The organism is Geodermatophilus sp. SYSU D01106, from assembly GCF_054049995.1.
This window is the reverse complement of sequence record NZ_JBJGYM010000001.1, coordinates 24073-46314: the sequence shown is the minus strand read 5'-3', so window position 1 is coordinate 46314 and position 22242 is coordinate 24073. Positions and strand designations below refer to the sequence as shown.

The 22242-nt window shown below is 71.6% G+C and carries 37 protein-coding genes; 35 read left to right on the top strand and 2 right to left on the bottom strand.

Annotated features, from left to right (window positions below; genetic code table 11):
- The first annotated feature begins 53 nt into the window (after nt 1-53).
- The 34 genes from tuf (at nt 54) to truA (ending at nt 20027) form a co-directional block, all read left to right on the top strand.
- On the top strand, nt 54-1247 hold the full coding sequence (tuf, locus tag ACI78R_RS00320; protein WP_073421338.1) for an elongation factor Tu: 1194 nt from the start codon (nt 54-56) through the stop codon (nt 1245-1247).
- Between the two features lie 168 nt (nt 1248-1415).
- A complete protein-coding gene (gene rpsJ / locus ACI78R_RS00315) occupies nt 1416-1721 on the top strand; it encodes a 30S ribosomal protein S10 (protein ID WP_014742859.1) in 306 nt (101 codons plus the stop codon).
- Nucleotides 1722-1737: 16 nt separating this feature from the next.
- Nucleotides 1738-2403, top strand: a complete 666-nt coding sequence (rplC, locus tag ACI78R_RS00310) for a 50S ribosomal protein L3 (protein WP_073421340.1) — start codon at nt 1738-1740, stop codon at nt 2401-2403.
- Nucleotides 2400-3221 (top strand): 50S ribosomal protein L4, encoded by an 822-nt coding sequence (gene rplD / locus ACI78R_RS00305; protein WP_457039276.1) that lies wholly within the window; start codon nt 2400-2402, stop codon nt 3219-3221. The genes rplC and rplD overlap by 4 nt, the downstream gene beginning before the upstream one ends.
- Nucleotides 3218-3520 (top strand): 50S ribosomal protein L23, encoded by a 303-nt coding sequence (gene rplW, locus ACI78R_RS00300; protein ID WP_073421343.1) that lies wholly within the window; start codon nt 3218-3220, stop codon nt 3518-3520. Before rplD ends, rplW begins: the two co-directional genes overlap by 4 nt.
- Nucleotides 3521-3564: 44 nt before the next feature.
- On the top strand, nt 3565-4398 hold the full coding sequence (gene rplB / locus ACI78R_RS00295; protein WP_073421345.1) for a 50S ribosomal protein L2: 834 nt from the start codon (nt 3565-3567) through the stop codon (nt 4396-4398).
- A 23-nt stretch (nt 4399-4421) separates the two neighbouring features.
- Nucleotides 4422-4703: a 30S ribosomal protein S19 gene (gene rpsS / locus ACI78R_RS00290; protein ID WP_073421347.1), complete on the top strand. Its 282-nt coding sequence runs from the start codon at nt 4422-4424 to the stop codon at nt 4701-4703.
- Nucleotides 4704-4730: 27 nt separating this feature from the next.
- Nucleotides 4731-5222, top strand: coding sequence for a 50S ribosomal protein L22 (gene rplV, locus ACI78R_RS00285; RefSeq protein WP_442901977.1), 492 nt, complete (start codon nt 4731-4733; stop codon nt 5220-5222).
- Nucleotides 5222-6136 carry a 30S ribosomal protein S3 gene (gene rpsC, locus ACI78R_RS00280; protein ID WP_073421350.1) on the top strand — a complete coding sequence of 305 codons (915 nt, stop codon included), beginning with the start codon at nt 5222-5224 and terminating at the stop codon, nt 6134-6136. Before rplV ends, rpsC begins: the two co-directional genes overlap by 1 nt.
- Before the next feature lie 3 nt (nt 6137-6139).
- Nucleotides 6140-6556, top strand: a complete 417-nt coding sequence (rplP, locus tag ACI78R_RS00275; RefSeq protein WP_073421352.1) for a 50S ribosomal protein L16 — start codon at nt 6140-6142, stop codon at nt 6554-6556.
- Nucleotides 6556-6789, top strand: a complete 234-nt coding sequence (gene rpmC, locus ACI78R_RS00270; protein WP_073421354.1) for a 50S ribosomal protein L29 — start codon at nt 6556-6558, stop codon at nt 6787-6789. The genes rplP and rpmC overlap by 1 nt, the downstream gene beginning before the upstream one ends.
- Complete coding sequence (gene rpsQ / locus ACI78R_RS00265; RefSeq protein ID WP_073421356.1) at nt 6786-7085, top strand: 30S ribosomal protein S17; 300 nt, start codon at nt 6786-6788, stop codon at nt 7083-7085. Before rpmC ends, rpsQ begins: the two co-directional genes overlap by 4 nt.
- 221 nt (nt 7086-7306) lie before the next feature.
- Entirely contained in the window at nt 7307-7675 is a 369-nt protein-coding gene (gene rplN / locus ACI78R_RS00260; RefSeq protein ID WP_073421359.1) for a 50S ribosomal protein L14, read from the top strand.
- A 2-nt stretch (nt 7676-7677) separates the two neighbouring features.
- Entirely contained in the window at nt 7678-8037 is a 360-nt protein-coding gene (gene rplX, locus ACI78R_RS00255) for a 50S ribosomal protein L24 (protein WP_425432422.1), read from the top strand.
- Between the two features lie 2 nt (nt 8038-8039).
- Nucleotides 8040-8624: a 50S ribosomal protein L5 gene (gene rplE, locus ACI78R_RS00250; protein ID WP_073421361.1), complete on the top strand. Its 585-nt coding sequence runs from the start codon at nt 8040-8042 to the stop codon at nt 8622-8624.
- Nucleotides 8625-8646: 22 nt separating this feature from the next.
- Nucleotides 8647-8832 carry a type Z 30S ribosomal protein S14 gene (locus tag ACI78R_RS00245; RefSeq protein WP_012950469.1) on the top strand — a complete coding sequence of 62 codons (186 nt, stop codon included), beginning with the start codon at nt 8647-8649 and terminating at the stop codon, nt 8830-8832.
- Nucleotides 8833-8954: 122 nt separating this feature from the next.
- The gene (rpsH, locus tag ACI78R_RS00240) at nt 8955-9359 is read left to right on the top strand and encodes a 30S ribosomal protein S8 (RefSeq protein ID WP_425432423.1); all 405 of its coding nucleotides are present in this window, start codon (nt 8955-8957) and stop codon (nt 9357-9359) included.
- 14 nt (nt 9360-9373) lie between these two features.
- Complete coding sequence (gene rplF, locus ACI78R_RS00235) at nt 9374-9913, top strand: 50S ribosomal protein L6 (protein WP_073421365.1); 540 nt, start codon at nt 9374-9376, stop codon at nt 9911-9913.
- Nucleotides 9913-10320, top strand: a complete 408-nt coding sequence (gene rplR / locus ACI78R_RS00230; RefSeq protein ID WP_073421942.1) for a 50S ribosomal protein L18 — start codon at nt 9913-9915, stop codon at nt 10318-10320. Before rplF ends, rplR begins: the two co-directional genes overlap by 1 nt.
- Before the next feature lie 40 nt (nt 10321-10360).
- A complete protein-coding gene (gene rpsE, locus ACI78R_RS00225) occupies nt 10361-10975 on the top strand; it encodes a 30S ribosomal protein S5 (RefSeq protein WP_073421366.1) in 615 nt (204 codons plus the stop codon).
- A gap of 1 nt (nt 10976) precedes the next feature.
- Nucleotides 10977-11156 (top strand): 50S ribosomal protein L30, encoded by a 180-nt coding sequence (rpmD, locus tag ACI78R_RS00220; RefSeq protein ID WP_073421368.1) that lies wholly within the window; start codon nt 10977-10979, stop codon nt 11154-11156.
- Nucleotides 11157-11169: 13 nt separating this feature from the next.
- Nucleotides 11170-11613, top strand: a complete 444-nt coding sequence (gene rplO, locus ACI78R_RS00215; RefSeq protein WP_457039275.1) for a 50S ribosomal protein L15 — start codon at nt 11170-11172, stop codon at nt 11611-11613.
- Between the two features lie 192 nt (nt 11614-11805).
- Complete coding sequence (gene secY / locus ACI78R_RS00210; protein ID WP_336028176.1) at nt 11806-13116, top strand: preprotein translocase subunit SecY; 1311 nt, start codon at nt 11806-11808, stop codon at nt 13114-13116.
- 8 nt (nt 13117-13124) lie between these two features.
- A complete protein-coding gene (locus ACI78R_RS00205; protein WP_336028174.1) occupies nt 13125-13715 on the top strand; it encodes an adenylate kinase in 591 nt (196 codons plus the stop codon).
- A 70-nt stretch (nt 13716-13785) separates the two neighbouring features.
- Nucleotides 13786-14589: a type I methionyl aminopeptidase gene (map, locus tag ACI78R_RS00200; RefSeq protein WP_457039274.1), complete on the top strand. Its 804-nt coding sequence runs from the start codon at nt 13786-13788 to the stop codon at nt 14587-14589.
- 257 nt (nt 14590-14846) lie between these two features.
- The gene (infA, locus tag ACI78R_RS00195; RefSeq protein WP_012950459.1) at nt 14847-15068 is read left to right on the top strand and encodes a translation initiation factor IF-1; all 222 of its coding nucleotides are present in this window, start codon (nt 14847-14849) and stop codon (nt 15066-15068) included.
- Between the two features lie 73 nt (nt 15069-15141).
- Nucleotides 15142-15255 carry a 50S ribosomal protein L36 gene (gene rpmJ / locus ACI78R_RS00190; protein WP_012950458.1) on the top strand — a complete coding sequence of 38 codons (114 nt, stop codon included), beginning with the start codon at nt 15142-15144 and terminating at the stop codon, nt 15253-15255.
- 15 nt (nt 15256-15270) lie between these two features.
- A complete protein-coding gene (rpsM, locus tag ACI78R_RS00185) occupies nt 15271-15651 on the top strand; it encodes a 30S ribosomal protein S13 (RefSeq protein ID WP_073421372.1) in 381 nt (126 codons plus the stop codon).
- A 100-nt stretch (nt 15652-15751) separates the two neighbouring features.
- Nucleotides 15752-16159 (top strand): 30S ribosomal protein S11, encoded by a 408-nt coding sequence (gene rpsK, locus ACI78R_RS00180; protein ID WP_012950456.1) that lies wholly within the window; start codon nt 15752-15754, stop codon nt 16157-16159.
- A 35-nt stretch (nt 16160-16194) separates the two neighbouring features.
- Entirely contained in the window at nt 16195-16821 is a 627-nt protein-coding gene (rpsD, locus tag ACI78R_RS00175; protein WP_073421374.1) for a 30S ribosomal protein S4, read from the top strand.
- 121 nt (nt 16822-16942) lie between these two features.
- Nucleotides 16943-18019 carry a DNA-directed RNA polymerase subunit alpha gene (locus tag ACI78R_RS00170; protein ID WP_073421376.1) on the top strand — a complete coding sequence of 359 codons (1077 nt, stop codon included), beginning with the start codon at nt 16943-16945 and terminating at the stop codon, nt 18017-18019.
- A 134-nt stretch (nt 18020-18153) separates the two neighbouring features.
- The gene (rplQ, locus tag ACI78R_RS00165) at nt 18154-18798 is read left to right on the top strand and encodes a 50S ribosomal protein L17 (RefSeq protein WP_457039273.1); all 645 of its coding nucleotides are present in this window, start codon (nt 18154-18156) and stop codon (nt 18796-18798) included.
- On the top strand, nt 18795-19172 hold the full coding sequence (locus tag ACI78R_RS00160; protein ID WP_457039272.1) for a hypothetical protein: 378 nt from the start codon (nt 18795-18797) through the stop codon (nt 19170-19172). The genes rplQ and ACI78R_RS00160 overlap by 4 nt, the downstream gene beginning before the upstream one ends.
- A 6-nt stretch (nt 19173-19178) precedes the next feature.
- The gene (truA, locus tag ACI78R_RS00155) at nt 19179-20027 is read left to right on the top strand and encodes a tRNA pseudouridine(38-40) synthase TruA (RefSeq protein ID WP_457039488.1); all 849 of its coding nucleotides are present in this window, start codon (nt 19179-19181) and stop codon (nt 20025-20027) included.
- Nucleotides 20028-20031: 4 nt separating this feature from the next.
- On the opposite strand, the gene ACI78R_RS00150 is transcribed toward truA, so the two are convergent.
- Together ACI78R_RS00150 and mobA are read right to left on the bottom strand one after the other, a co-directional pair.
- Nucleotides 20032-20694, bottom strand: a complete 663-nt coding sequence (locus ACI78R_RS00150) for an NAD(P)H-binding protein (RefSeq protein WP_457039271.1) — start codon at nt 20692-20694, stop codon at nt 20032-20034.
- Nucleotides 20695-20723: 29 nt separating this feature from the next.
- Nucleotides 20724-21317 (bottom strand): molybdenum cofactor guanylyltransferase, encoded by a 594-nt coding sequence (gene mobA / locus ACI78R_RS00145; protein WP_457039270.1) that lies wholly within the window; start codon nt 21315-21317, stop codon nt 20724-20726.
- Nucleotides 21318-21358: 41 nt separating this feature from the next.
- Between mobA and fdhD the strand changes: the two genes are divergently transcribed.
- Nucleotides 21359-22186, top strand: coding sequence for a formate dehydrogenase accessory sulfurtransferase FdhD (gene fdhD, locus ACI78R_RS00140; RefSeq protein ID WP_457039269.1), 828 nt, complete (start codon nt 21359-21361; stop codon nt 22184-22186).
- The last annotated feature ends 56 nt before the right edge of the window (nt 22187-22242 follow it).

Here is a 22242-nt window from a genome sequence, read left to right as displayed (position 1 = left end):
CAAGCCCACCCCAGAGTTCGCGCACGACGCGAGACCACGAGGAGAGGAACCCAGTGGCCAAGGCCAAGTTCGAGCGGACCAAGCCGCACGTCAACATCGGCACCATCGGGCACATCGACCACGGCAAGACCACGCTGACCGCGGCGATCACCAAGGTGCTGCACGACAAGTACCCGGACCTCAACGAGGCGTCGGCCTTCGACCAGATCGACAAGGCGCCCGAGGAGAAGGCCCGCGGCATCACGATCTCGATCGCCCACGTCGAGTACCAGACGGAGAACCGTCACTACGCGCACGTCGACTGCCCCGGGCACGCCGACTACATCAAGAACATGATCACCGGTGCGGCGCAGATGGACGGCGCCATCCTGGTGGTCGCCGCGACCGACGGCCCGATGCCGCAGACCAAGGAGCACGTCCTCCTGGCCCGCCAGGTCGGCGTCCCCTACATCGTCGTGGCGCTGAACAAGGCCGACATGGTCGACGACGAGGAGATCCTCGAGCTCGTCGAGCTGGAGGTCCGTGAGCTGCTGTCCGAGTACGAGTTCCCGGGCGACGACGTCCCCGTGGTCCGCGTCTCGGCGCTGAAGGCCCTCGAGGGCGACGCCGAGTGGGGCGACAAGCTCATGGAGCTCATGAACGCCGTCGACACGGCGATCCCCGAGCCGGAGCGCGAGATCGACAAGCCGTTCCTCATGCCCGTCGAGGACGTCTTCACCATCACCGGCCGCGGCACCGTCGTGACCGGTCGCGTGGAGCGCGGCATCGTCAAGGTGTCGGAGACCGTCGAGATCGTCGGCATCCGCCCCACCTCGACCCAGACGACCGTCACCGGCGTCGAGATGTTCCGCAAGCTGCTCGACCAGGGTCAGGCCGGCGACAACGTGGGCCTGCTGCTGCGCGGCATCAAGCGCGAGGACGTGGAGCGCGGCCAGGTCGTCGTGAAGCCCGGCTCGATCACCCCGCACACCAACTTCGAGGGTTCGGTCTACATCCTCTCGAAGGACGAGGGTGGCCGTCACACGCCGTTCTTCAACAACTACCGTCCGCAGTTCTACTTCCGGACGACCGACGTCACCGGCGTCGTGACCCTGCCGGCCGGCACCGAGATGGTCATGCCGGGCGACAACACCGAGATGACGGTGGAGCTCATCCAGCCCATCGCCATGGAGGAGGGCCTGCGGTTCGCCATCCGTGAGGGTGGCCGTACCGTCGGCGCGGGTCGCGTCACCAAGATCCTCAAGTAACACCCCCGACGGGCGGCGGCGCACCCCTGCGCCGCCGCCCGTCCCCGGGTCGGCGTGCTGCGTGTGTGCACCGCCACCCTCCCCGCTGGGGCCGCGCCGGATGAGTTCCGGACGCACCCGGCGTTCCCCCAGCTAGCAGAACAGCGATCGGCAGGAGCAGAGACAGCGATGGCGGGACAGAAGATCCGCATCAGGCTGAAGGCCTACGACCACGAGGCCATCGACGCCTCGGCGCGGCGCATCGTCGACACGGTCACCAAGACCGGTGCGCGCGTCGTCGGCCCGGTGCCGCTGCCGACGGAGAAGAACGTGTACTGCGTCATCCGCTCGCCGCACAAGTACAAGGACTCGCGCGAGCACTTCGAGATGCGCACGCACAAGCGGCTCATCGACATCCTCGACCCGACGCCGAAGACGGTCGACGCGCTCATGCGCATCGACCTGCCGGCCTCGGTCGACGTCAACATCCAGTAAGGGACCGAGACCAGTCATGGCGAGTACGTTCCGCGGACTCCTCGGCACGAAGCTGGGGATGACCCAGGTCTTCGACGAGAACAACCGCATCGTGCCGGTGACCGTCGTCAAGGCGGGCCCGAACGTGGTGACGCAGGTGCGCACCCCCGAGGTGGACGGCTACACCGCTCTCCAGCTCGGTTACGGCGAGATCGACCCCCGCAAGGTGAACAAGCCCGAGGGCGGTCACTTCGCGAAGGCCGGCGTGACCCCGCGCCGCCACGTCGTCGAGCTCCGCACCGAGGACGCCACGCAGTACGCGGCCGGCCAGGAGCTCACCGTCGACGTGTTCGACGGCGTGGCCAAGGTCGACGTGATCGGCACCAGCAAGGGCAAGGGCACCGCCGGTGTCATGAAGCGCCACGGCTTCAAGGGCCTCGGCGCCAGCCACGGCACCCAGCGCAAGCACCGGTCGCCGGGCTCCATCGGTGGCTGCGCCACCCCCGGCCGGGTCTTCAAGGGCCTGCGCATGGCCGGCCGCATGGGCGCGGTCAAGACCACGACGCTCTCGCTCGTCGTCCACAAGGTCGACGCCGAGCGCGGCCTGATCCTGATCAAGGGCGCCGTCCCCGGCCCGAAGGGCGGCCTCGTGCTCGTCCGCTCGGCCGTCAAGGGCGGTCCCGTGGGGAGTGACACCAAGTGACCCAGTCGACCGCGACCACGGCCACCACCGAGGCCGCGCGCGCCGACCGCCAGGTCGACGTCCGCACGCCCGGGGGGGAGACCTCCGGCAGCGTGACGCTGCCCGGCGCCCTGTTCGACGCGAACGCCAACGTCTCGCTGATGCACCAGGTCGTCGTGGCGCAGCTCGCCGCGGCCCGCCAGGGCACGCACGCGACCAAGACGCGCGGCGCCGTCAGCGGCGGTGGCGTGAAGCCCTACCGCCAGAAGGGCACCGGCCGCGCCCGCCAGGGCTCGATCCGCGCGCCGCAGTTCTCCGGCGGTGGCACCGTCCACGGCCCGCAGCCCCGCGACTACTCGCAGCGCACGCCCAAGAAGATGAAGGCCGCCGCCCTCCGCGGCGCCCTGTCGGACCGGGCGCGCGACGGCCGCGTGCACGTCGTCACCACCTTCGTCGACGGCGACGCGCCCAAGACCAAGGCGGCGCTGGCCACCCTCGACGCCGTCACCTCGGCCAAGCGGGTGCTCGTGGTCCTCGACCGCGACGACGTCCTCAACTGGGTGAGCCTGCGCAACGAGCAGCGGGTGCACCTCATCGAGGCCGGCCAGCTCAACACCTACGACGTGCTCGTCAGCGACGAGGTGGTCTTCACCGAGACCGCGCTCGCCGAGTTCGTCGCCGGCCCGCACGGCGGCAGCACGGGCGGCACCTCGCTCACCAAGCCGGACCTGACGACGCCGGACATCCCCGGCGCGATCCCGTCGATCCAGCCGGCCGTGGGCACCACCGACCTGGACCTCGCCGACGAGGCCACCGACACCACCGAGGAGAAGGCGTGAGCGTCCGCGACCCCCGTGACGTCCTGCTGGCGCCGGTCATCTCGGAGAAGAGCTACGGGCTGCTGGACGACAACCAGTACACGTTCGTGGTCCTGCCCGAGGCCAACAAGACGCAGATCAAGATCGCCGTCGAGCAGGTCTTCGACGTCAAGGTCCTGTCGGTCAACACGATCAACCGCCAGGGCAAGCGCAAGCGCAGCCGGGGCACCCGGATGGGCAAGCGCAAGGACACCAAGCGCGCCATCGTCTCGGTGGCCCCCGGCGACCGCATCGAGATCTTCGGTGGTCCCGGCGCCTGAGGGCCCGGACCGTTCGGACCAGAGACAGAGGAACTGAGTCAGCAATGGCTATCCGCAAGTACAAGCCGACGACGCCGGGCCGCCGCGGCTCGAGTGTCGCCGACTTCGCCGAGGTCACCCGCGACCATCCCGAGAAGTCGCTGGTCCGGCCGCTGCACGGCCGCGGTGGGCGCAACGTGCACGGGAAGGTCACCGCTCGCCACCAGGGCGGCGGCCACAAGCGCGCCTACCGCGTCATCGACTTCCGTCGGGCGGACAAGGACGGCGTGCCGGCGAAGGTCGCGCACATCGAGTACGACCCGAACCGCACCTCGCGCATCGCGCTGCTGCACTTCGCCGACGGCGAGAAGCGCTACATCATCGCGCCGGCCCGCCTGAAGCAGGGCGACACGGTGGAGTGCGGCCCCGCGGCCGACATCAAGCCGGGCAACAACCTGCCGCTGCGCAACATCCCGGTCGGCACGGTGGTCCACGCCATCGAGCTGCGCCCGGGTGGCGGCGCGAAGATCGCCCGCTCGGCCGGCACGAGCGTCCAGCTGGTCGCCCGTGAGGGCCGCTTCGCCCAGCTGCGCATGCCCTCGGGCGAGATCCGCAACGTCGACGTGCGCTGCCGCGCCACCGTCGGCGAGGTGGGCAACGCCGAGCAGTCGAACATCAACTGGGGCAAGGCCGGCCGCATGCGGTGGAAGGGCAAGCGCCCGACCGTCCGTGGTGTGGCGATGAACCCGGTCGACCACCCGCACGGTGGTGGTGAGGGCAAGACCTCCGGTGGTCGTCACCCCGTCAACCCGAAGGGCAAGCCCGAGGGCCGTACGCGCAAGCGCAAGGCCAGCGATGCCCTCATCGTGCGCCGCCGGCGTACCAACAAGAAGCGCTGAGCGGGTAGAGGAGTACGACAGACATGCCACGCAGCCTGAAGAAGGGCCCGTTCGTGGACGACCACCTGCTCAAGAAGGTGGACGTCCAGAACGAGAAGGGCACCAAGACGGTCATCCGGACCTGGTCGCGGCGCTCGACGATCATCCCGGACATGCTCGGCCACACCATCGCCGTGCACGACGGGCGCAAGCACGTGCCGGTCTTCGTGACCGAGGCCATGGTCGGGCACAAGCTCGGCGAGTTCGCCCCCACCCGGACCTTCCGGGGCCACGTCAAGGACGACCGCCGGTCCCGGCGGGGCTGACGCGGACCCGGGAGAGAGAGACACGAGATGACTTCCCAGCTGGGAGAGGAGACGCAGGTCGCCCGGGCCACCGCCCGGTTCGTCCGCGTCGCCCCCATGAAGGCACGCCGGGTGGTGGACCTCATCCGCTACCTGCCCACCGACGAGGCCCTGGCCCTGCTGCGGTTCGCCCCGCAGGCCGCCAGTGAGCCGGTGGCCAAGGTCGTCGCCAGCGCCGTCGCCAACGCCGAGCACAACCTGCGGCTCGACCCGGCCGCGCTCGTCGTCAGCGCCGCCTACGTCGACGAGGGCCCCACGCTCAAGCGGATCCGTCCGCGTGCGCAGGGCCGGGCCTACCGCATCAACAAGCGGACCAGCCACATCACCGTCGAGGTGACCGAGGTCGGCGCCAGCGCCGAGCTCGCCGGCAAGTCCCGCACCGCGCGCCGCCGCACCGGCCAGTCCGGGCCGGCCACGCAGCAGACGGGGCAGCAGCAGGGCACGCAGCAGCGCTCCAACACGAGGGGAGGGACCCGCTAGTGGGTCAGAAGGTCAACCCGCACGGGTTCCGCCTGGGCATCACCACCGACTACAAGTCCCGGTGGTACGCCGACAAGCTGTACAAGGACTACGTCAAGGAAGACGTGGCCATCCGCAAGCTCATGTCCAAGGGCATGGAGCGCGCCGGCATCTCGAAGGTGGAGATCGAGCGCACCCGTGACCGGGTCCGCGTCGACATCCACACCGCCCGCCCCGGCATCGTCATCGGCCGCCGCGGCGCCGAGGCCGACCGCATCCGCGGCGAGCTGGAGAAGCTGACCGGCAAGCAGGTGCAGCTCAACATCCTCGAGGTCAAGAACCCCGAGGCCGACGCCCAGCTCGTGGCCCAGGCGGTCGCCGAGCAGCTGTCGAGCCGCGTGAGCTTCCGCCGCGCCATGCGCAAGGCCATGCAGTCGGCCCAGCGCAGCCCGCAGGTCAAGGGCATCCGCGTGCAGTGCTCGGGTCGCCTCGGCGGCACCGAGATGAGCCGGTCGGAGTTCTACCGCGAGGGTCGCGTGCCGCTGCACACGCTCCGCGCGAACATCGACTACGGCCTGTACGAGGCCCGCACCACCTTCGGCCGCATCGGCGTGAAGGTGTGGATCTACAAGGGCGACGTCAGCGGCTCGCGTGCCGAGCGGGAGGCCCTCGAGGCCCTCGCCGCGCGGCAGCAGCGCCGTGAGCGCCCGCAGCGTCCGCGCCGGTCGGGCTCCAGCGGCACCACCGCCGGTGGCACCGAGGCCGGCCGCGCCGCCGCGTCGGGCGAGTCCACGACCGGCCCCGACACCGCCGACAGCACCGTGGCCGTGACCTCCGGCGAGGTCGCGCCCGAGCAGACCGTCGCCCAGGCCGCGGGTCCCGAGGGGACCGCCGCTGCCGAGTCGACGGCGACCGAGACCCAGACGGAGGGCTGACACGTGCTGATCCCCCGGCGCGTCAAGCACCGCAAGCAGCACCACCCGGACCGCTCCGGCCGGGCCAAGGGCGGCACCGAGATCAACTTCGGTGAGTACGCCATCCAGGCCCTCGAGCCGGCGTACGTCACCAACCGGCAGATCGAGTCCGCCCGTATCGCCATGACGCGGCACATCCGCCGTGGCGGCAAGGTGTGGATCTCGATCTACCCGGACCGTCCGCTGACCAAGAAGCCGGCCGAGACCCGCATGGGTTCCGGTAAGGGCTCGCCCGAGTGGTGGGTCGCCAACGTGAAGCCGGGCCGGGTGCTCTTCGAGCTCTCCGGTGTGGCCGAGCCGGTCGCCCGCGAGGCCATGCGCCGCGCCATCCACAAGCTGCCCATGAAGTGCCGCTTCATCACGCGCGAAGGAGAGGTGTGATGGCCGCCGGCCTGACCGCCCCGGAGCTGCGCGAGCTGTCTGCGGACGAGCTCGCCACGCGGCTGCGTGAGCACAAGGAAGAGCTGTTCAACCTGAGGTTCCAGGTGGCCACCGGCCAGCTGGACAACAACCGGCGGCTGCAGACCGTCCGCCGCGACATCGCCCGGATCTACACGATCATGCGCGAGCGCGAGCTGGGTCTCTCGGCCGCCCCGAACGAGGGTGTGGCATGAGCGAGTCCGACAACGCCGCTGTCGCCAGCGGCCCCGGCCTGGCCGGCCGTGGCTACCGCAAGGTCCGCGAGGGCCTCGTGGTCAGCGACAAGATGGACAAGACCATCGTCGTCGAGGTCGAGGACCGCGTGAAGCACGGTCTGTACGGCAAGGTCCTCCGGCGCACGAGCAAGCTGAAGGCCCACGACGAGCAGGGGGTCGCCGGCATCGGTGACCGCGTGCAGATCATGGAGACCCGGCCGCTGTCGGCCACCAAGCGGTGGCGGCTGGTCGAGGTCCTCGAGAAGGCCAAGTAGGACCCGTCCGGGTGCCTCCGGCTCCCTGTGACCCACGCCCTCGGGCGCGGTCGCGGGACCGGGTACCCTGGACGACTGGCGCCCCTCCGGGTGAGCGCCACATCCCGGTACCCGTGTCGGACGCACCGGCGGCATCAGTCGCCGGTGCGTCCGCACGTGGGTGCCGGACAGCCGGTTCACCGTTCCGGCCCGGCTGTCACCACTGAGATTGGGAGTAGGACGTGATCCAGCAGGAGTCACGGCTCCGGGTCGCCGACAACACCGGTGCGAAGGAGATCCTCTGCATCCGGGTGCTCGGCGGGTCCGGGCGGCGCTATGCGGGCATCGGCGACGTCATCGTCGGCACCGTGAAGGACGCCATCCCCGGCGCCGGCGTCAAGAAGGGCGACGTGGTCAAGGCCGTCGTCGTCCGCACCGCCAAGGAGCGTCGTCGTCCCGACGGCTCCTACATCCGCTTCGACGAGAACGCCGCGGTGATCATCCGCGACAGCGGCGACCCGCGCGGCACCCGCATCTTCGGGCCCGTCGGCCGCGAGCTGCGCGACAAGCGCTTCATGCGGATCATCTCGCTCGCCCCGGAGGTGCTCTGACCATGGCCGCCCCGAAGAAGACGGACACCAAGAAGAAGGCCCCGTCCATGAAGGTCAAGAAGGGCGACACGGTCGTCGTCCTGGCCGGCAAGGACAAGGGCGCGCGCGGTCGCGTCATCGCCGCCTTCCCCCAGCTGCAGAAGGTCCTCGTCGAGGGCGTCGGCCGGGTCAAGAAGCACACCCGCATCAGCTCGAACCAGCGGGGCGCCCAGCAGGGCGGCATCGTCACCCAGGAGGCTCCCATCCACGTGAGCAACGTGATGGTGATCGACTCCGAGGGGAAGCCGACCCGGGTCGGCCACCGCAAGGACGAGGACGGCCGCACCATCCGGGTGTCGCGGCGGACCGGTAAGGACCTGTGACGATGACTGCCCCCACCCGCGAGCTCCCGCGCCTGCTGGCGCACTACCGCGAGTCGATCGTGCCGGCCCTGCAGGACGAGTTCGGCTTCGAGAACGTCATGCAGATCCCGCGGCTGACGAAGATCGTCGTCAACATGGGCGTCGGCGAGGCCACCCGCGACGCCAAGCTCATGGACGGCGCGGTCCGCGACCTCACCGCCATCACCGGCCAGCGTCCCGCCGTCGTCCGGGCCCGCAAGTCCATCGCGCAGTTCAAGCTGCGCGAGGGCATGCCCATCGGCGCCAAGGTCACCCTCCGCGGCGACCGCATGTGGGAGTTCCTCGACCGGCTCCTGGCGCTGGCCCTGCCCCGCATCCGCGACTTCCGCGGCCTGAACGCCAAGCAGTTCGACGGGCACGGCAACTACACCTTCGGGCTGACCGAGCAGTCGATGTTCCGCGAGATCGACGTCGACAAGATCGACCGGCCGCGCGGCATGGACATCACGCTGGTCACCACCGCGACGAACGACGAGGAGGGTCGCGAGCTGCTCCGCCTCCTGGGCTTCCCGTTCGCCGGCCAGCCCGTCGTCACCACCATCCGCTGAGCCGGGCCGAGGAGACAGACAGATGGCCAAGAAGGCGCTGATCAACAAGGCGGCCCGCAAGCCCAAGTTCGCGGTCCGCGGCTACACCCGCTGCCAGCGGTGCGGGCGTCCGCACTCCGTCTTCCGCAAGTTCGGCCTGTGCCGGATCTGCCTGCGGGAGATGGCGCACGCCGGCGAGCTGCCGGGTGTGAGCAAGTCCAGCTGGTAGTCCGCAGTCCCCGCCCCGCGCGCTGACCGCGCGGGGCGGGTCCCCAGCACCACCGGTCGCCGAGAGGCCCACGCGAGGTCCGCGTGAGGAACCGCGGCGAGAGAGGCACGACACCCATGACGATGACCGATCCGATCGCGGACATGCTCACGCGGCTGCGCAACGCGAACACGGCGTACCACGACTCGGCAGCCATGCCGTCGTCGAAGCTCAAGACGAAGATCGCCGAGATCCTCCAGCAGGAGGGTTACATCGCCGGCTGGCGCGTCGACGAGGTCGAGAAGGACGGCTCCACCCGCAAGGAGCTGGTGGTGGACCTCAAGTACGGCCCCAACCGCGAGCGCAGCATCGCCGGCGTCCGCCGGGTGTCCAAGCCGGGCCTGCGGGTCTACGCGAAGTCCAACGCGCTGCCCAAGGTGCTCGGCGGCCTCGGGGTGGCGATCATCTCCACCTCGACCGGGCTGCTGACCGACCGGCAGGCGAACAAGAAGGGCGTGGGCGGGGAAGTCCTCGCCTACGTCTGGTAAGAGGAGCGAGCGAGATGTCACGGATCGGACGACTGCCGATTCCGGTGCCCGGTGGTGTGGACGTCACCATCGACGGCCAGACGGTCAACGTGAAGGGCCCCAAGGGGACCCTGGCCCACACCGTCGCCGCGCCGATCACCGTCGAGAAGAGCGAGGACGGCACCCTCGCGGTGGCCCGTCCCGACGACCAGCGCGAGAGCAAGGCCCTCCACGGCCTGTCCCGCACCCTGATCGCCAACATGATCACCGGCGTCACCGAGGGCTACACCAAGACCCTCGAGATCGTCGGCGTCGGTTACCGCGTGCAGGCGCGGGGGAGCGACCTCGAGTTCGCCCTCGGCTACAGCCACCCGGTGCCCGTGCGGGCCCCGGAGGGCATCACCTTCACGGTCGAGTCGCCCACGCGTCTGCGGGTGGCCGGCATCGACAAGCAGCAGGTCGGCCAGGTGGCCGCCAACATCCGCAAGCTGCGCCGGCCGGACCCGTACAAGGGCAAGGGCGTCCGCTACCAGGGCGAGGTCGTCAAGCGCAAGGTCGGGAAGACGGGTAAGTGATGGCACAGACCGAGAAGGCCGCTCGGGTGCACACCCCGGTCGGCACCGACATCAGCACCCGGCGCCGCGTCTCGCGGCTGCGCCGCCACAACCGGCTCCGCAAGCGGGTCGGCGGCACGGCGGAGCGCCCGCGCCTGGTGGTCAACCGCAGCTCGCGGCACATCCACGTGCAGGTCGTCGACGACACCGTCGGCCGTACGCTGGTGAGCGCCTCCACGCTGGACGCCAGCCTGCGCGGCACCGAGGGCGACAAGTCCGCCCTGGCCCGCCGGGTCGGTGCCCTGGTCGCCGAGCGCGCCCAGGCCGCCGGCATCACCAAGGTCGTCTTCGACCGGGGTGGCAACCGCTACCAGGGCCGCATCGCCGCGCTGGCCGACGGCGCGCGTGAGGGCGGGCTGGACTTCTGATGAGCGACACCGCGAACGAGCAGATCGAGAGGGACGTCTGATGCCAGGACCACAGCGACGCGGCGGCGGCGCCGGCGGCGGCAACGACCGCCGCGACCGTCGTGACGGCGGGCGGGGGCCCGGCGGCGCGCCTGCCGAGAAGAGCCAGTACATCGAGCGCGTGGTGGCCATCAACCGCGTGTCGAAGGTCGTCAAGGGCGGTCGGCGCTTCAGCTTCACCGCGCTGGTGATCGTCGGCGACGGCGACGGCACCGTGGGTGTCGGCTACGGCAAGGCCAAGGAGGTGCCCGCGGCGATCGCCAAGGGCGTCGAGGAGGCCAAGAAGCACTTCTACAAGGTGCCGCGCATCGCCAGCACCATCCCGCACCCGGTGCAGGGTGAGGCGGCGGCGGGCGTCGTGCTGCTCAAGCCGGCCAGCCCCGGCACCGGTGTCATCGCCGGTGGCCCGGTGCGTGCCGTGCTCGAGTGCGCCGGCATCCACGACGTGCTCTCGAAGAGCCTCGGCTCGTCGAACCCGATCAACATCGTGCACGCCACCATGCAGGCGCTGAAGGACCTCGTCCGCCCCGAGGAGATCGCCGCCCGTCGCGGGCTGCCCCTCGAGGACGTCGCTCCGGCCGCCATGCTGCGGGCGCGTGCGGGTCAGGGGGTCTGACGTGGCTCAGCTGAAGGTCACCCAGGTCCGGTCGGCGATCGGCACGAAGCCCAACCAGCGGCAGACGCTGCGGTCCCTGGGCCTCAAGCGGATCAACGACTCGGTCGTCCAGGAGGACCGTCCCGAGATCCGCGGGATGGTCGCCACGGTGACGCACCTCGTCGCCGTCGAAGAGATCTGAGCAGGAACCAGTCATGACTCTCAAGGTCCACCACCTGCGTCCCGCCCCGGGCGCCCACACCCCCAAGACGCGCGTCGGCCGTGGTGAGGGCTCCAAGGGCAAGACCGCCGGTCGCGGCACCAAGGGCACCGGGGCGCGCGGGAACACCTCCGCGCGCTTCGAGGGCGGTCAGACGCCGCTGCACATGCGGCTGCCCAAGATGTCCGGCTTCAAGAGCCCGAACAAGGTCGTGTTCCAGGTCGTCAACCTCGACCGGATCGCCGCCCTGTTCCCGCAGGGCGGGCACGTCGACCCCGACACGCTCGCCGCCGCCGGCGCGGTCCGCCGTGGCCAGCCGGTGAAGGTCCTCGGCACCGGCGACCTGGGCGGCGTCCAGGTCACCGTGCACGCGCACGGCTTCTCCGCCTCGGCGGCCGAGAAGATCGCCGCGGCCGGGGGCAGCACCACCCGCATCTGAGCGATGGACGACCCCCGGGGCCGACGCCCCGGGGGTCGTCTGCTGTTCGGGCGCCGTCCCCCGCGGACGGGCCCGCCCGGGTCGCTCCCGGGCCGGCCGTGAGGCCGTGCCCGGGCCACCCGGAGGGGGAGGGCTGTGACCGGTCCGACCCCGACCGTTGCTAACCTCGTCCGACCGAGAAGGGGAGGGCACGTGCTGCAGGCGTTCGCCGCGGCGTTCCGGACGCCAGACCTCCGGCGAAAGTTGCTGTTCTCCCTGGCGATCATCGCCGTCTACCGGCTCGGCGCGGCCGTCCCGGGTCCGGGTGTCTCCGTCGAGGCGATCAACAGCTGTCTCGAGCAGGCCCAGGCCTCCGACCAGCGCGACGTCTACTCGCTGGTGAACCTGTTCTCCGGCGGGGCGCTGCTGCGGCTGTCGATCTTCGCGCTCGGCATCATGCCGTACATCACCGCCAGCATCATCGTGCAGCTGCTGGTCGTGGTGATCCCGCGGTTCGAGCAGCTGAAGAAGGAAGGGCAGTCGGGTCAGGCCAAGCTGACCCAGTACACCCGCTACCTGACGATCGCCCTGGCGATCCTGCAGAGCACCGGCATCATCGCCCTGGCCCGCAGCGGCCAGCTGTTCCCCGGCTGCCAGCAGGAGATCATCCCGTCGCAGAGCATCTGGTCGACGGTCGTCCTGGTGGTCACGCTGACCGCCGGCACCGCCGTGATCATGTGGCTGGGCGAGCTGCTCACCGAGAAGGGGATCGGCAACGGCATGTCCGTGCTGATCTTCACCTCGATCGCCGCGCGGATCCCGGCCGAGGGCGGCTCGATCCTGCAGACCCGCGGCGGCGTCGTCTTCGCCGTCGTCTGCGCCTTCGCGCTCCTCATCATCGGCGCGGTGGTCTACGTCGAACAGGCGCAACGGCGCATCCCGGTGCAGTACGCCAAGCGGATGGTCGGGCGCCGGATGTACGGCGGCACGTCGACCTACCTGCCGCTCAAGGTCAACCAGGCCGGCGTCATCCCGGTCATCTTCGCGTCGTCGCTGCTCTACCTGCCGCAGCTGATCACCCAGCTGCAGGGCGATGAGACCGGTCCGGTGCGGCAGTTCTTCGAGAACTACGTCATCGACCAGAGCAGCCCGGTGCACGTCGCGCTGTACTTCGGCCTGATCGTCTTCTTCACGTACTTCTACGTGTCGATCACGTTCAACCCGGAGGAGCGGGCCGACGACATGAAGCGCTACGGCGGCTTCATCCCCGGCATCCGCCCGGGCCGGCCGACGGCGGAGTACCTGCAGTACGTGCTCTCCCGGATCACCCTCCCCGGGTCGATCTACCTGGGGATCGTCGCGGTGCTGCCCAACTTCTTCCTGTCGATCACGCAGCAGGGAGCGAACCAGAACTTCCCGTTCGGCGGGACCGCAGTGCTGATCATGGTGGGAGTGGGCTTGGAGACGGTGAAGCAGATCGAGACGCAGCTCAACCAGCGCAACTACGAAGGGTTCCTGAAGTAGTGCGCGTCGTGCTGCTCGGTCCTCCCGGAGCCGGCAAGGGGACCCAGGCGCAGGTCATCGCGGGCCGGCTCGGTGTGCCGGCCATCTCGACCGGCGACATCTTCCGGGCCAACGTCAGCGGCCAGACCGAGCTCGGCCTCAAGGCGAAGGTCTACATGGACGCCGGCGACCTGGTCCCCGACGAGATCACCGTCGCGATGGTCAAGGACCGCCTGGCCGAGCCCGACGCCAAGGCCGGCTTCCTGCTCGACGGCTTCCCGCGCACCATCGCCCAGGGCGAGCAGTTGCGCAGCTCGCTGGAGGAGCTCGGCCACCACCTCGACCGCGTGCTCGAGCTCGTCGTCGAGGAGGACGAGCTCGTCCGCCGGTTGTCCGGCCGGCGCATGCTCGTCGACGGCGAGTGGGTCCAGCGCGACGACGACAAGCCGGAGACCGTGCGTCACCGGCTCGAGGTCTACCGGGAACAGACCGCTCCGCTGTCGGGGTTCTACGAGGGCGAGGGGCTGCTGTCGCGCATCGACGCGATCGGCTCCATTGAGGAGGTCACCGAGCGCGTGATGACCGCCCTCGGCACCCCGGGACGCCCGGGCGACAGCTGAGGGGACGGCGCCACGCATGTCGGCCGGGATCCTGACCCGCCTCCCGCTGCTGGCGAAGTGGAGTGGACGCATGATCCAGATCAAGACACCGCACGAGATCGAGCTCATGCGCGGCGCCGGCCTCGTGGTCGCCCGCGCCATCTCGGCCGTGCGCGCCGCCGTCCGCCCCGGGGTGACCACGGGGGAGCTCGACGCCATCGCCGAGGACACCATCCGCTCGGCGGGGGCGATCCCGTCCTTCCTCGGTTACCACGGGTTCACCGGCAGCATCTGCGCCTCGATCAACGACGAGGTCGTGCACGGGATCCCGGACCCGGAGCGCGCGCTCTCCGAGGGCGACAACATCTCCATCGACTGCGGCGCCATCCTCGAGGGCTGGCACGGTGACTCGGCGGTGACCGTGACCGTCGGCCCGCCGTCCGACGAGGACGCGGCCCTCATCGCCGTCACCGAGCGCAGCATGTGGGCGGGCCTCGCGCGGGCGGTCGCCGGTGGGCGGCTCACCGACATCAGCGCCGCCGTCGAGGAGGCCGTCACGGCCGAGACGCACCCCTACGGGATCGTCGACCACTACGGCGGGCACGGCATCGGCACCGAGATGCACCAGGACCCGCACGTCCTGAACTACGGCCGCGCCGGCCGCGGGCCGAAGCTCGTGCCCGGCCTGGCGCTGGCCATCGAGCCGATGGTCACCGTCGGGGACCCGGCCACCGTCGAGCTCGAGGACGGCTGGACCGTCGTGACCAAGGACGGCTCGCGGGCCGCCCACTTCGAGCACACCGTCGCGATCACGCCCGAGGGTCCCTGGGTCCTGACGGCCGAGGACGGCGGCGTCGCGGGGCTCGCGCCCTTCGGCATCACCCCGCGCCAGTAGGGCGGGGAGCGCCTCTGGGCGTCCTTCCGTGTGACGGAGGGCGGGTTGGAGGGCCCCGTTGCGGCGGGGTACAGTGAACGACGGCGTTCGCGCCGTCCTGTCGTCGTGCTGTGGCCGCACGGACCGGGACGCCCTCGCGGGAACGCCTGCACCACCTGGACTGCAACCACCACGTACGGCCGGGCCGGCTCCGGCATGGTCGCACGTGACTCCAGCACATCAACGAGCACCACCGAGTCAGGGAGGCCGTGTCGGGCATGGCGAAGAAGGACGGGGCCATCGAGGTCGAGGGTCGCGTCGTCGAGCCGCTGCCCAACGCGATGTTCCGGGTCGAGCTGCAGAACGGGCACCGGGTGCTCGCCCACATCAGCGGCAAGATGCGCCAGCACTACATCCGCATCCTGCCGGAGGACCGCGTCGTCGTGGAGCTCTCGCCCTACGACCTGACCCGCGGTCGCATCGTCTACCGCTACAAGTGACCGCCACCGGCGCGGGGCACCGACAGGTGCCGCGCCCGTGGCCATCGATCGACAGGAATGAGGGGCGGCACCGGTGAAGGTCCAGCCGTCGGTGAAGAAGATCTGCGACAAGTGCAAGGTGATCCGCCGGCACGGCCGGGTCATGGTCATCTGCGACAACGCCCGCCACAAGCAGCGGCAGGGCTGAGGGAGTACCTGAGACATGGCACGACTGGCCGGCGTCGACCTGCCCCGCGAGAAGCGGATGGAGATCGCGCTCACCTACATCTACGGGATCGGCAAGACCCACGCCAAGGAGACCCTCGCGGCCACCGGCGTGAGCCCCGACCTGCGGGTCAAGGACCTCGGCGACGAGGACCTGCTGAAGCTGCGCGACTACATCGACGAGCACTTCCGCGTCGAGGGTGACCTCCGCCGCGAGGTGGCCGCCGACATCCGCCGCAAGGTGGAGATCGGCTGCTACCAGGGCCTGCGCCACCGTCGTGGCCTGCCCGTGCACGGTCAGCGCACCCGCACGAACGCGCGCTCGAGCAAGGGCCCGCGCAAGACCATCGCCGGCAAGAAGAAGGCCGGCAAGAAGTAAGCCGTGAGGCGCGCCGTCGCAGGCCCCGTGAGGGCGGGAGCGACGGCGCGCCGCTCGTGCTCATCTGGCCACTGATCGTTCAGAAGGAAACCGGAGAGACATGCCTCCCAGGGCTCGCGCAGCGGCTGGTGCCAAGAAGGTCCGCCGCAAGGAGAAGAAGAACGTCGCCCACGGCGCCGCGCACATCAAGAGCACGTTCAACAACACGATCGTGTCGATCACCGACCCCACGGGCAACGTGATCAGCTGGGCCTCCGCCGGCCACGTCGGCTTCAAGGGCTCGCGCAAGTCCACGCCGTTCGCCGCCCAGATGGCCGCCGAGAACGCCGCGCGCAAGGCCCAGGAGCACGGCATGCGCAAGGTCGACGTCTTCGTGAAGGGCCCGGGCTCGGGTCGCGAGACCGCGATCCGTTCGCTGCAGGCGACCGGCCTCGAGGTCGGCCAGATCCAGGACGTGACGCCGCAGCCGCACAACGGCTGCCGCCCCAAGAAGCGCCGCCGGGTCTGACCGGCCACTGACGAGAAGAACGAGGAGTACCTGACGTGGCCCGTTACGCCGGAGCCGACTGCCGCCTCTGCCGGCGCGAGAAGATGAAGCTGTTCCTCAAGGGCAGCAAGTGCGAGTCCCCGAAGTGCCCGATCGAGATCCGGCCGTACCCGCCGGGCGAGCACGGCCGGGGCCGCAGCAAGGACAGCGAGTACCTCCTGCAGCTGCGCGAGAAGCAGAAGGCCCGCCGCATCTACGGCGTCCTCGAGAAGCAGTTCCGCGGCTACTACGAGGAGGCCAACCGCAAGACCGGCAAGACCGGTGAGGTCCTGCTGCAGATCCTCGAGTCCCGCCTGGACAACGTCGTGTACCGGGCCGGCTGGGGCGAGAGCCGCGACATGGCCCGCCAGCTGGTCAAGCACGGCCACATCCGGGTGAACGGCCGCAAGGTCGACATCCCGTCCTACCGGGTCAGCGCGAACGACATCATCGAGGTCGCCGAGAAGTCGCGGCGGATGGTGCCCTTCGAGATCGCCCAGGCCCGCGCCGGCGAGCGTCCCGTGCCGCCGTGGCTGGAGGTCATCACCGGCCAGCTGCGCGCGGTCGTGCACAGCGTCCCGGCCCGCCAGGTGATCGACACCCCGGTCCAGGAGCAGCTGATCGTCGAGCTCTACTCCAAGTAAGGGCTCGCAGCACCACAGCACCACCCGGCCCCGGCGGGCGGACCGATGTCCGCCGGGGCCAGCACCACCCCCCTCACGGCGTCATATGGCGGGCGCCGGAGGACCGAGAAGGAGAACAACCGTGCTCATCGCACAGCGTCCGACGCTGACCGAGGAGACCATCACCGAGCACCGCTCGCGGTTCGTCATCGAGCCGCTCGAGCCGGGCTTCGGCTACACCCTCGGCAACTCGCTGCGCCGCACCCTCCTGTCGTCGATCCCGGGCGCTGCCGTCACCAGCATCCGGATCGAGGGCACCCTGCACGAGTTCACCACCGTGCCCGGGGTCAAGGAGGACGTCACCGAGATCATCCTCAACCTCAAGGGCCTGGTCGTCAGCTCCGACTCCGACGAGCCGGTGACCATGTACCTGCGCAAGCAGGGCCCCGGTGAGGTCACCGCCGCCGACATCGCGCCCCCGGCCGGTGTCGAGGTGCACAACCCCGACCTGCACATCGCCACCCTGAACGGCAAGGGCCGGCTGGAGATCGAGCTGGTCGTCGAGCGCGGCCGCGGCTACGTCCCCGCCCCGCAGAACAAGCAGCCCGGCCAGGAGATCGGCCGCATCCCGGTCGACTCGATCTACTCGCCGGTCCTCAAGGTCACCTACGCCGTCGAGGCCACCCGCGTCGAGCAGCGCACCGACTTCGACCGCCTCGTCGTCGACGTCGAGACCAAGCCGTCGATCGCCCCGCGCGACGCCATCGCCTCCGCCGGCTCCACGCTGGTCGAGCTGTTCGGCCTGCTGCGCGAGCTGAACGTCGACGCCGAGGGCATCGAGGTCGGCCCGAGCCCGGCCGAGGCCGCCGACATCGCGAACTTCTCGATGCCGATCGAGGACATGGACCTCACCGTCCGGTCCTACAACTGCCTCAAGCGCGAGGGCGTGCACACCGTCGGCGAGCTGGTCACCCGCTCGGAGGCCGACCTGCTCGACATCCGCAACTTCGGGGCCAAGTCGATCGACGAGGTCAAGATGAAGCTGGCGGCCATGGGCCTCGCGCTCAAGGACAGCCCGCCCGGGTTCATCCCCACCTCCGTCGAGAGCTACGACGAGGGCTACGAGACCGACGCGTACCACGGCAGCGCCGAGTACGGCACCGAGTACGGCCAGGTCCAGTACGACGACGGCTCCTACCAGGAGACCGAGCAGCTCTGACGCTGCCACGGACGGGCGGCGGGGGGACCTGCCGCCCGTCCGGGCGGGAGCGCCCGCCACACTCGATCCAGCGAACGACAGCACCACCTGGTTGCAGCCGGCAGACGCCCCCGGCCGCCTGAGGAAGGACCGACATGCCCACCCCCACCAAGGGCCCCCGTCTCGGCGGGTCCGCCTCCCACGAGCGGCTGATGCTGGCCAACCTGGCCACCTCGCTGTTCGAGCACGGGCGGATCACCACCACCGAGGCGAAGGCGAAGCGGCTGCGGCCGTTCGCCGAGAAGCTGGTGACCTTCGCCAAGCGCGGTGACCTGCACGCGCGCCGCCAGGTGATGACCGTCATCCGGGACAAGGACGTCGTCCACCACCTGTTCGCCGAGATCGGCCCCCGCTTCGAGAACCGGCCCGGCGGCTACACCCGCATCACCAAGGTCGGCCCGCGCAAGGGCGACAACGCCCCCATGGCGGTCATCGAGCTGGTCGAGGGCCTGACCGTGGCGCAGGAGGCCGTCGGCGAGGCCGAGCGCGCCCGCGGGACCCGCTTCGCCGCCGGTGCCGGCGCGGCCGCCGCGTCCGGTGAGGTCACCGCCGACGCCGTCGAGGCCGACACCACGGCTGACGACGCCGAAGTCACCGACGCCGACACCGACGCCGCCGTCGAGGCGATCGAGGCCTCCGACGACGCCGAGGCCGGCAGCAACACCAGCGGCGACGCCGTCGACGAGGCCGCCCCGGCGGAGACCGACGCGGACGAGGCCGCCGCGGACGGCGCCAAGTGAGCGAGCAGCCCGGCCAGGGCGGCGACGCCGGCGCGGCCGGCGTCCGCCCCGGCGGCGGCGACCAGGGCGCCACGTTCGAGGGCGAGACCACCGGTCCCGGCGGCGACACCTCGCCCGCCGTGGTCTCCGGTGAGGTCGACCCCGAGGCGCAGCAGGTCGTCACCGACGTCTTCAACCCCGACGGCGACCGTCAGGACGACGGCGCGGTGACCGAGCAGCCGAAGGCGGAGAACGTCGCCGTCGTCGAGGACCCGGCGCTGTCCCCGGACGTGGCCGCCGCGGCCGCGGCCGAGGTCGAGGCCGCCGAGCTCGGCGACGCCGCCACCGCGGGCACCCACGCCCCCGGCGGCGAGTCGGCACCCGACCCCCGGTAGCCGTCGCTGAACCCCGCGCACACCACGGACGAGCCCGCCCCCGATCCCGGGGGCGGGCTCGTCCGTCTCCGCCTCGACGTCGCCTACGACGGCACCGCCTTTTCCGGCTGGGCCCGCCAGCCCGGCCGGCGCACCGTGCAGGCCGAGCTCGAGGACGGCCTGGCCACCGTGCTGCGCCGTCCGGTCCGGCTCACCGTCGCCGGGCGCACCGACACCGGCGTGCACGCGACCGGTCAGGTGGCGCACGCCGACGTGGCCCGCGACCTGTGGGAGGAGCACCGCGCCCGGCTGGTGCGGCGGCTGCGCGGCGTCCTGCCGCCCGACGTCGCCGTGCACACCGTGAGCGAGGCGCCCGCGGGCTTCGACGCGCGCTTCGCCGCGCTCGCCCGGCACTACCGCTACCGGCTCACCGACGCCGACGGCGGCCCCCCGCCGTTGCGGCGGGCCGACACCGTCGGCTGGCCCCGCCGGGTCGACGCGGCCGCCATGGACACCGCTGCGGGGCTGCTGCTCGGCCAGCACGACTTCGCCGCGTTCTGCCGCCGCCGCGAGGGCGCGACCACGATCCGCGTGCTGCTCGACCTCGGCGTCGAACGCGACGGCGACCTGGTGACGGTGCGGGCGTCGGCGGACGCGTTCTGCCACTCGATGGTGCGCAGCCTCGTCGGCGCGCTGCTGGCCGTGGGGGAGGGCCGCCGGGAGCCCGGCTGGCCGGCGCAGCTGCTCACCCGCCGCGTGCGGGCCGACGAGGTCGTCGTCGCCCCGCCGGGCGGGCTGACGCTGGTGCGGGTGGACTACCCGGCCGACGCCGACCTCGCCGCCCGGGTGGAGCGGACCCGCGCGCTGCGCAGCTGAGGCGTCAGGGCAGCGCCGCGACCGCCTCGTCGATCGGGGTGTCGCCGCCGACCAGCTCGACCACCTCGTCCACCTTCCCCGCGTCGAGCAGGGCGAGCAGGACCGCGGCGACGTCGTCGCGCGGCACCTCGCCGTACCCGACGCCGTGGGCGAGGGTGACGCGCCCGGTGCCCGGGTCGTCGGTGAGCCGGCCGGGTCGCACGATGACGGTGTCGAGGGCCGTGCGGGGCAGGATCTCGTCCTCGGCTCGCAGCTTGGCCTGCAGGTAGATTGCGAAGACCGGGTCCATGCCCTGCGGCGTGCCGTGCCGGGCCTGCTCGACGCCCATCGAGGAGACCAGGAGGTAGGGCCGCACCCCGGCGTGCTCGGCGGCGTGCGCGAGGAGCACGGCCGCGCCGTGGTCGACGGTGTGCTTGCGGGCCTCGCCGCTGTTCGGTCCGGCCCCGGCCGCGAAGACGACGGCATCGGCCCCGCGCACCACCTCGGCCACCTCCTCGACCGAAGCGGACTCCAGGTCCAGGACGGCGGGCTCGACGCCGTCGGCCTCGAGGTCGGCCGTGTGGTCGGGGTTGCGGACGATCCCCACCGCCGTGTCCCCGCGGGCGGCGAGGAGCCGGCCGAGGCGGCGGGCGATCTGTCCGTGGGCACCGGCGATGACGACGCGCATGCCGCCGGGCTACCCGCCGGGGCGCCCGGTCACCCGCCGGCCTGCTCGCGGGCGCGGGCGAGGTCGGCGGGGGTGTCGCAGTCGGTCCAGGGGGCCGGGGCGCCGGGCGCCGGGACGGGGCGCCAGCGGGTCACCGTCAGCGCGGCCACGACGCGGCGGACCGGCGCCGGGCCCTGCGCCGCGCCGACCGTCCGCCGCAGCGCCGCGGTCCGCCAGACGCCGAGCAGGTACTGGTCGCGTCCGGCGTCGTCGACGACGAGAACCCCGTCGGCGGTGAGCCGCCCGCGTAGCTCGCAGACGACCGCCGGGGTCACGAACGGGAGGTCGCCGGCGAGCACCGCCACGACGTCGGTGCCGACGGCCGCCAGCCCCGCGCGCAGGGCCGCCACCGGCCCGCCGCCGGGCGGGTGCTCGCGCACCACGACGACGCCGTCGGGGACCGGCTGCGGCGGCCCGACGACCACCCGGTGGTCGGCGTCGGCGACCGCGTCGAGGACGCGGGCGAGGATCGGGCGGCCGCCCACCTCGAGCTGGGGCTTGGCGCGCCCGCCGAGCCGCGCCGCCCGCCCGCCGGCGAGCACCACGGCCGCGTAGGGCGGCAGGGGGGCCGGCGTCGCGTCCACGACCGCACCGTAGGGGCCCGGCGTGGGTACCGTCGCCGTTCGTGGGACGAGTCACCAGCCGCACGCCCGTGCTCCGCATCCGCGGCCCCGTGCACACCACCCGGCCCGACACGGTGGCGTCGGAGGAGCCGCTGGAGATCCGGCTCAACGGGTCGCCGCTGGCCGTCACGATGCGCACCCCCGGCGCGGACTTCGACCTGGTGCACGGCTTCCTCGCCACCGAGGGCGTGATCGTCGGCATCGAGGACGTCGCGGGCCTGCGCTACTGCAACTCCGTGGACGACGAGGGCCGCAACACCTACAACGTCGTCGACGTCGACCTGGCCACCGGCGTCGAGCCGCCGGCCACCGCGCTGGACCGCAACTTCCTGACGTCGAGCTCCTGCGGGGTGTGCGGTAAGGCGAGCATCGAGGCGATCCGCACCCGCAGCCGCCACGACGTGGCCGCCGATCCCATCCGGCTCGACCTCGGCACCCTGCTCGCGATGCCGGACCGGCTGCGGGCGGCGCAGGAGGTGTTCAGCAAGACCGGCGGGCTGCACGCGGCCGGACTGTTCACCGCCGACGGCGAGCTGGTGTCGCTGCGCGAGGACGTGGGCCGGCACAACGCGGTGGACAAGGTGATCGGCGACGGCGTGCGCGAGGGCCGGCTGCCGCTGGCCGGGCACGTGCTCATGGTGAGCGGGCGGGCCAGCTTCGAGCTGACGCAGAAAGCGGCGATGGCCGGCATCCCGGTGCTGGCGGCGGTGTCGGCGCCGTCGTCGCTCGCGGTGGAGCTGGCCGCGGACGCCGGGATCACGCTGGTCGGCTTCCTCCGCGGCGACGGCTGCAACGTCTACAGCAGGACGGACAGAGTGCTGCTGGACTGAGCCGCCCCGCGAGGCGGTGACCCGGTGGCGGGCCCGGAGGGTCCCCGGCGGGTCGC

Excerpts from the sequence above, each read along its gene's own strand:
- rpsJ (WP_014742859.1), top strand. The coding sequence starts at position 1,416 with ATGGCGGGACAGAAGATCCGCATCAGGCTGAAGGCCTACGACCACGAG.
- rplC (WP_073421340.1), top strand. The coding sequence starts at position 1,738 with ATGGCGAGTACGTTCCGCGGACTCCTCGGCACGAAGCTGGGGATGACC.
- rplB (WP_073421345.1), top strand. The coding sequence starts at position 3,565 with ATGGCTATCCGCAAGTACAAGCCGACGACGCCGGGCCGCCGCGGCTCG.
- rpsS (WP_073421347.1), top strand. The coding sequence starts at position 4,422 with ATGCCACGCAGCCTGAAGAAGGGCCCGTTCGTGGACGACCACCTGCTC.
- rplV (WP_442901977.1), top strand. The coding sequence starts at position 4,731 with ATGACTTCCCAGCTGGGAGAGGAGACGCAGGTCGCCCGGGCCACCGCC.
- rpmC (WP_073421354.1), top strand. The coding sequence starts at position 6,556 with ATGGCCGCCGGCCTGACCGCCCCGGAGCTGCGCGAGCTGTCTGCGGAC.
- rpsQ (WP_073421356.1), top strand. The coding sequence starts at position 6,786 with ATGAGCGAGTCCGACAACGCCGCTGTCGCCAGCGGCCCCGGCCTGGCC.
- rplX (WP_425432422.1), top strand. The coding sequence starts at position 7,678 with ATGGCCGCCCCGAAGAAGACGGACACCAAGAAGAAGGCCCCGTCCATG.
- rplE (WP_073421361.1), top strand. The coding sequence starts at position 8,040 with ATGACTGCCCCCACCCGCGAGCTCCCGCGCCTGCTGGCGCACTACCGC.
- ACI78R_RS00245 (WP_012950469.1), top strand. The coding sequence starts at position 8,647 with ATGGCCAAGAAGGCGCTGATCAACAAGGCGGCCCGCAAGCCCAAGTTC.
- rpsH (WP_425432423.1), top strand. The coding sequence starts at position 8,955 with ATGACCGATCCGATCGCGGACATGCTCACGCGGCTGCGCAACGCGAAC.
- rplF (WP_073421365.1), top strand. The coding sequence starts at position 9,374 with ATGTCACGGATCGGACGACTGCCGATTCCGGTGCCCGGTGGTGTGGAC.
- rplR (WP_073421942.1), top strand. The coding sequence starts at position 9,913 with ATGGCACAGACCGAGAAGGCCGCTCGGGTGCACACCCCGGTCGGCACC.
- rpsE (WP_073421366.1), top strand. The coding sequence starts at position 10,361 with ATGCCAGGACCACAGCGACGCGGCGGCGGCGCCGGCGGCGGCAACGAC.
- rplO (WP_457039275.1), top strand. The coding sequence starts at position 11,170 with ATGACTCTCAAGGTCCACCACCTGCGTCCCGCCCCGGGCGCCCACACC.
- map (WP_457039274.1), top strand. The coding sequence starts at position 13,786 with ATGATCCAGATCAAGACACCGCACGAGATCGAGCTCATGCGCGGCGCC.
- infA (WP_012950459.1), top strand. The coding sequence starts at position 14,847 with ATGGCGAAGAAGGACGGGGCCATCGAGGTCGAGGGTCGCGTCGTCGAG.
- rpsM (WP_073421372.1), top strand. The coding sequence starts at position 15,271 with ATGGCACGACTGGCCGGCGTCGACCTGCCCCGCGAGAAGCGGATGGAG.
- rpsK (WP_012950456.1), top strand. The coding sequence starts at position 15,752 with ATGCCTCCCAGGGCTCGCGCAGCGGCTGGTGCCAAGAAGGTCCGCCGC.
- rplQ (WP_457039273.1), top strand. The coding sequence starts at position 18,154 with ATGCCCACCCCCACCAAGGGCCCCCGTCTCGGCGGGTCCGCCTCCCAC.
- ACI78R_RS00150 (WP_457039271.1), bottom strand. The coding sequence starts at position 20,694 with ATGCGCGTCGTCATCGCCGGTGCCCACGGACAGATCGCCCGCCGCCTC.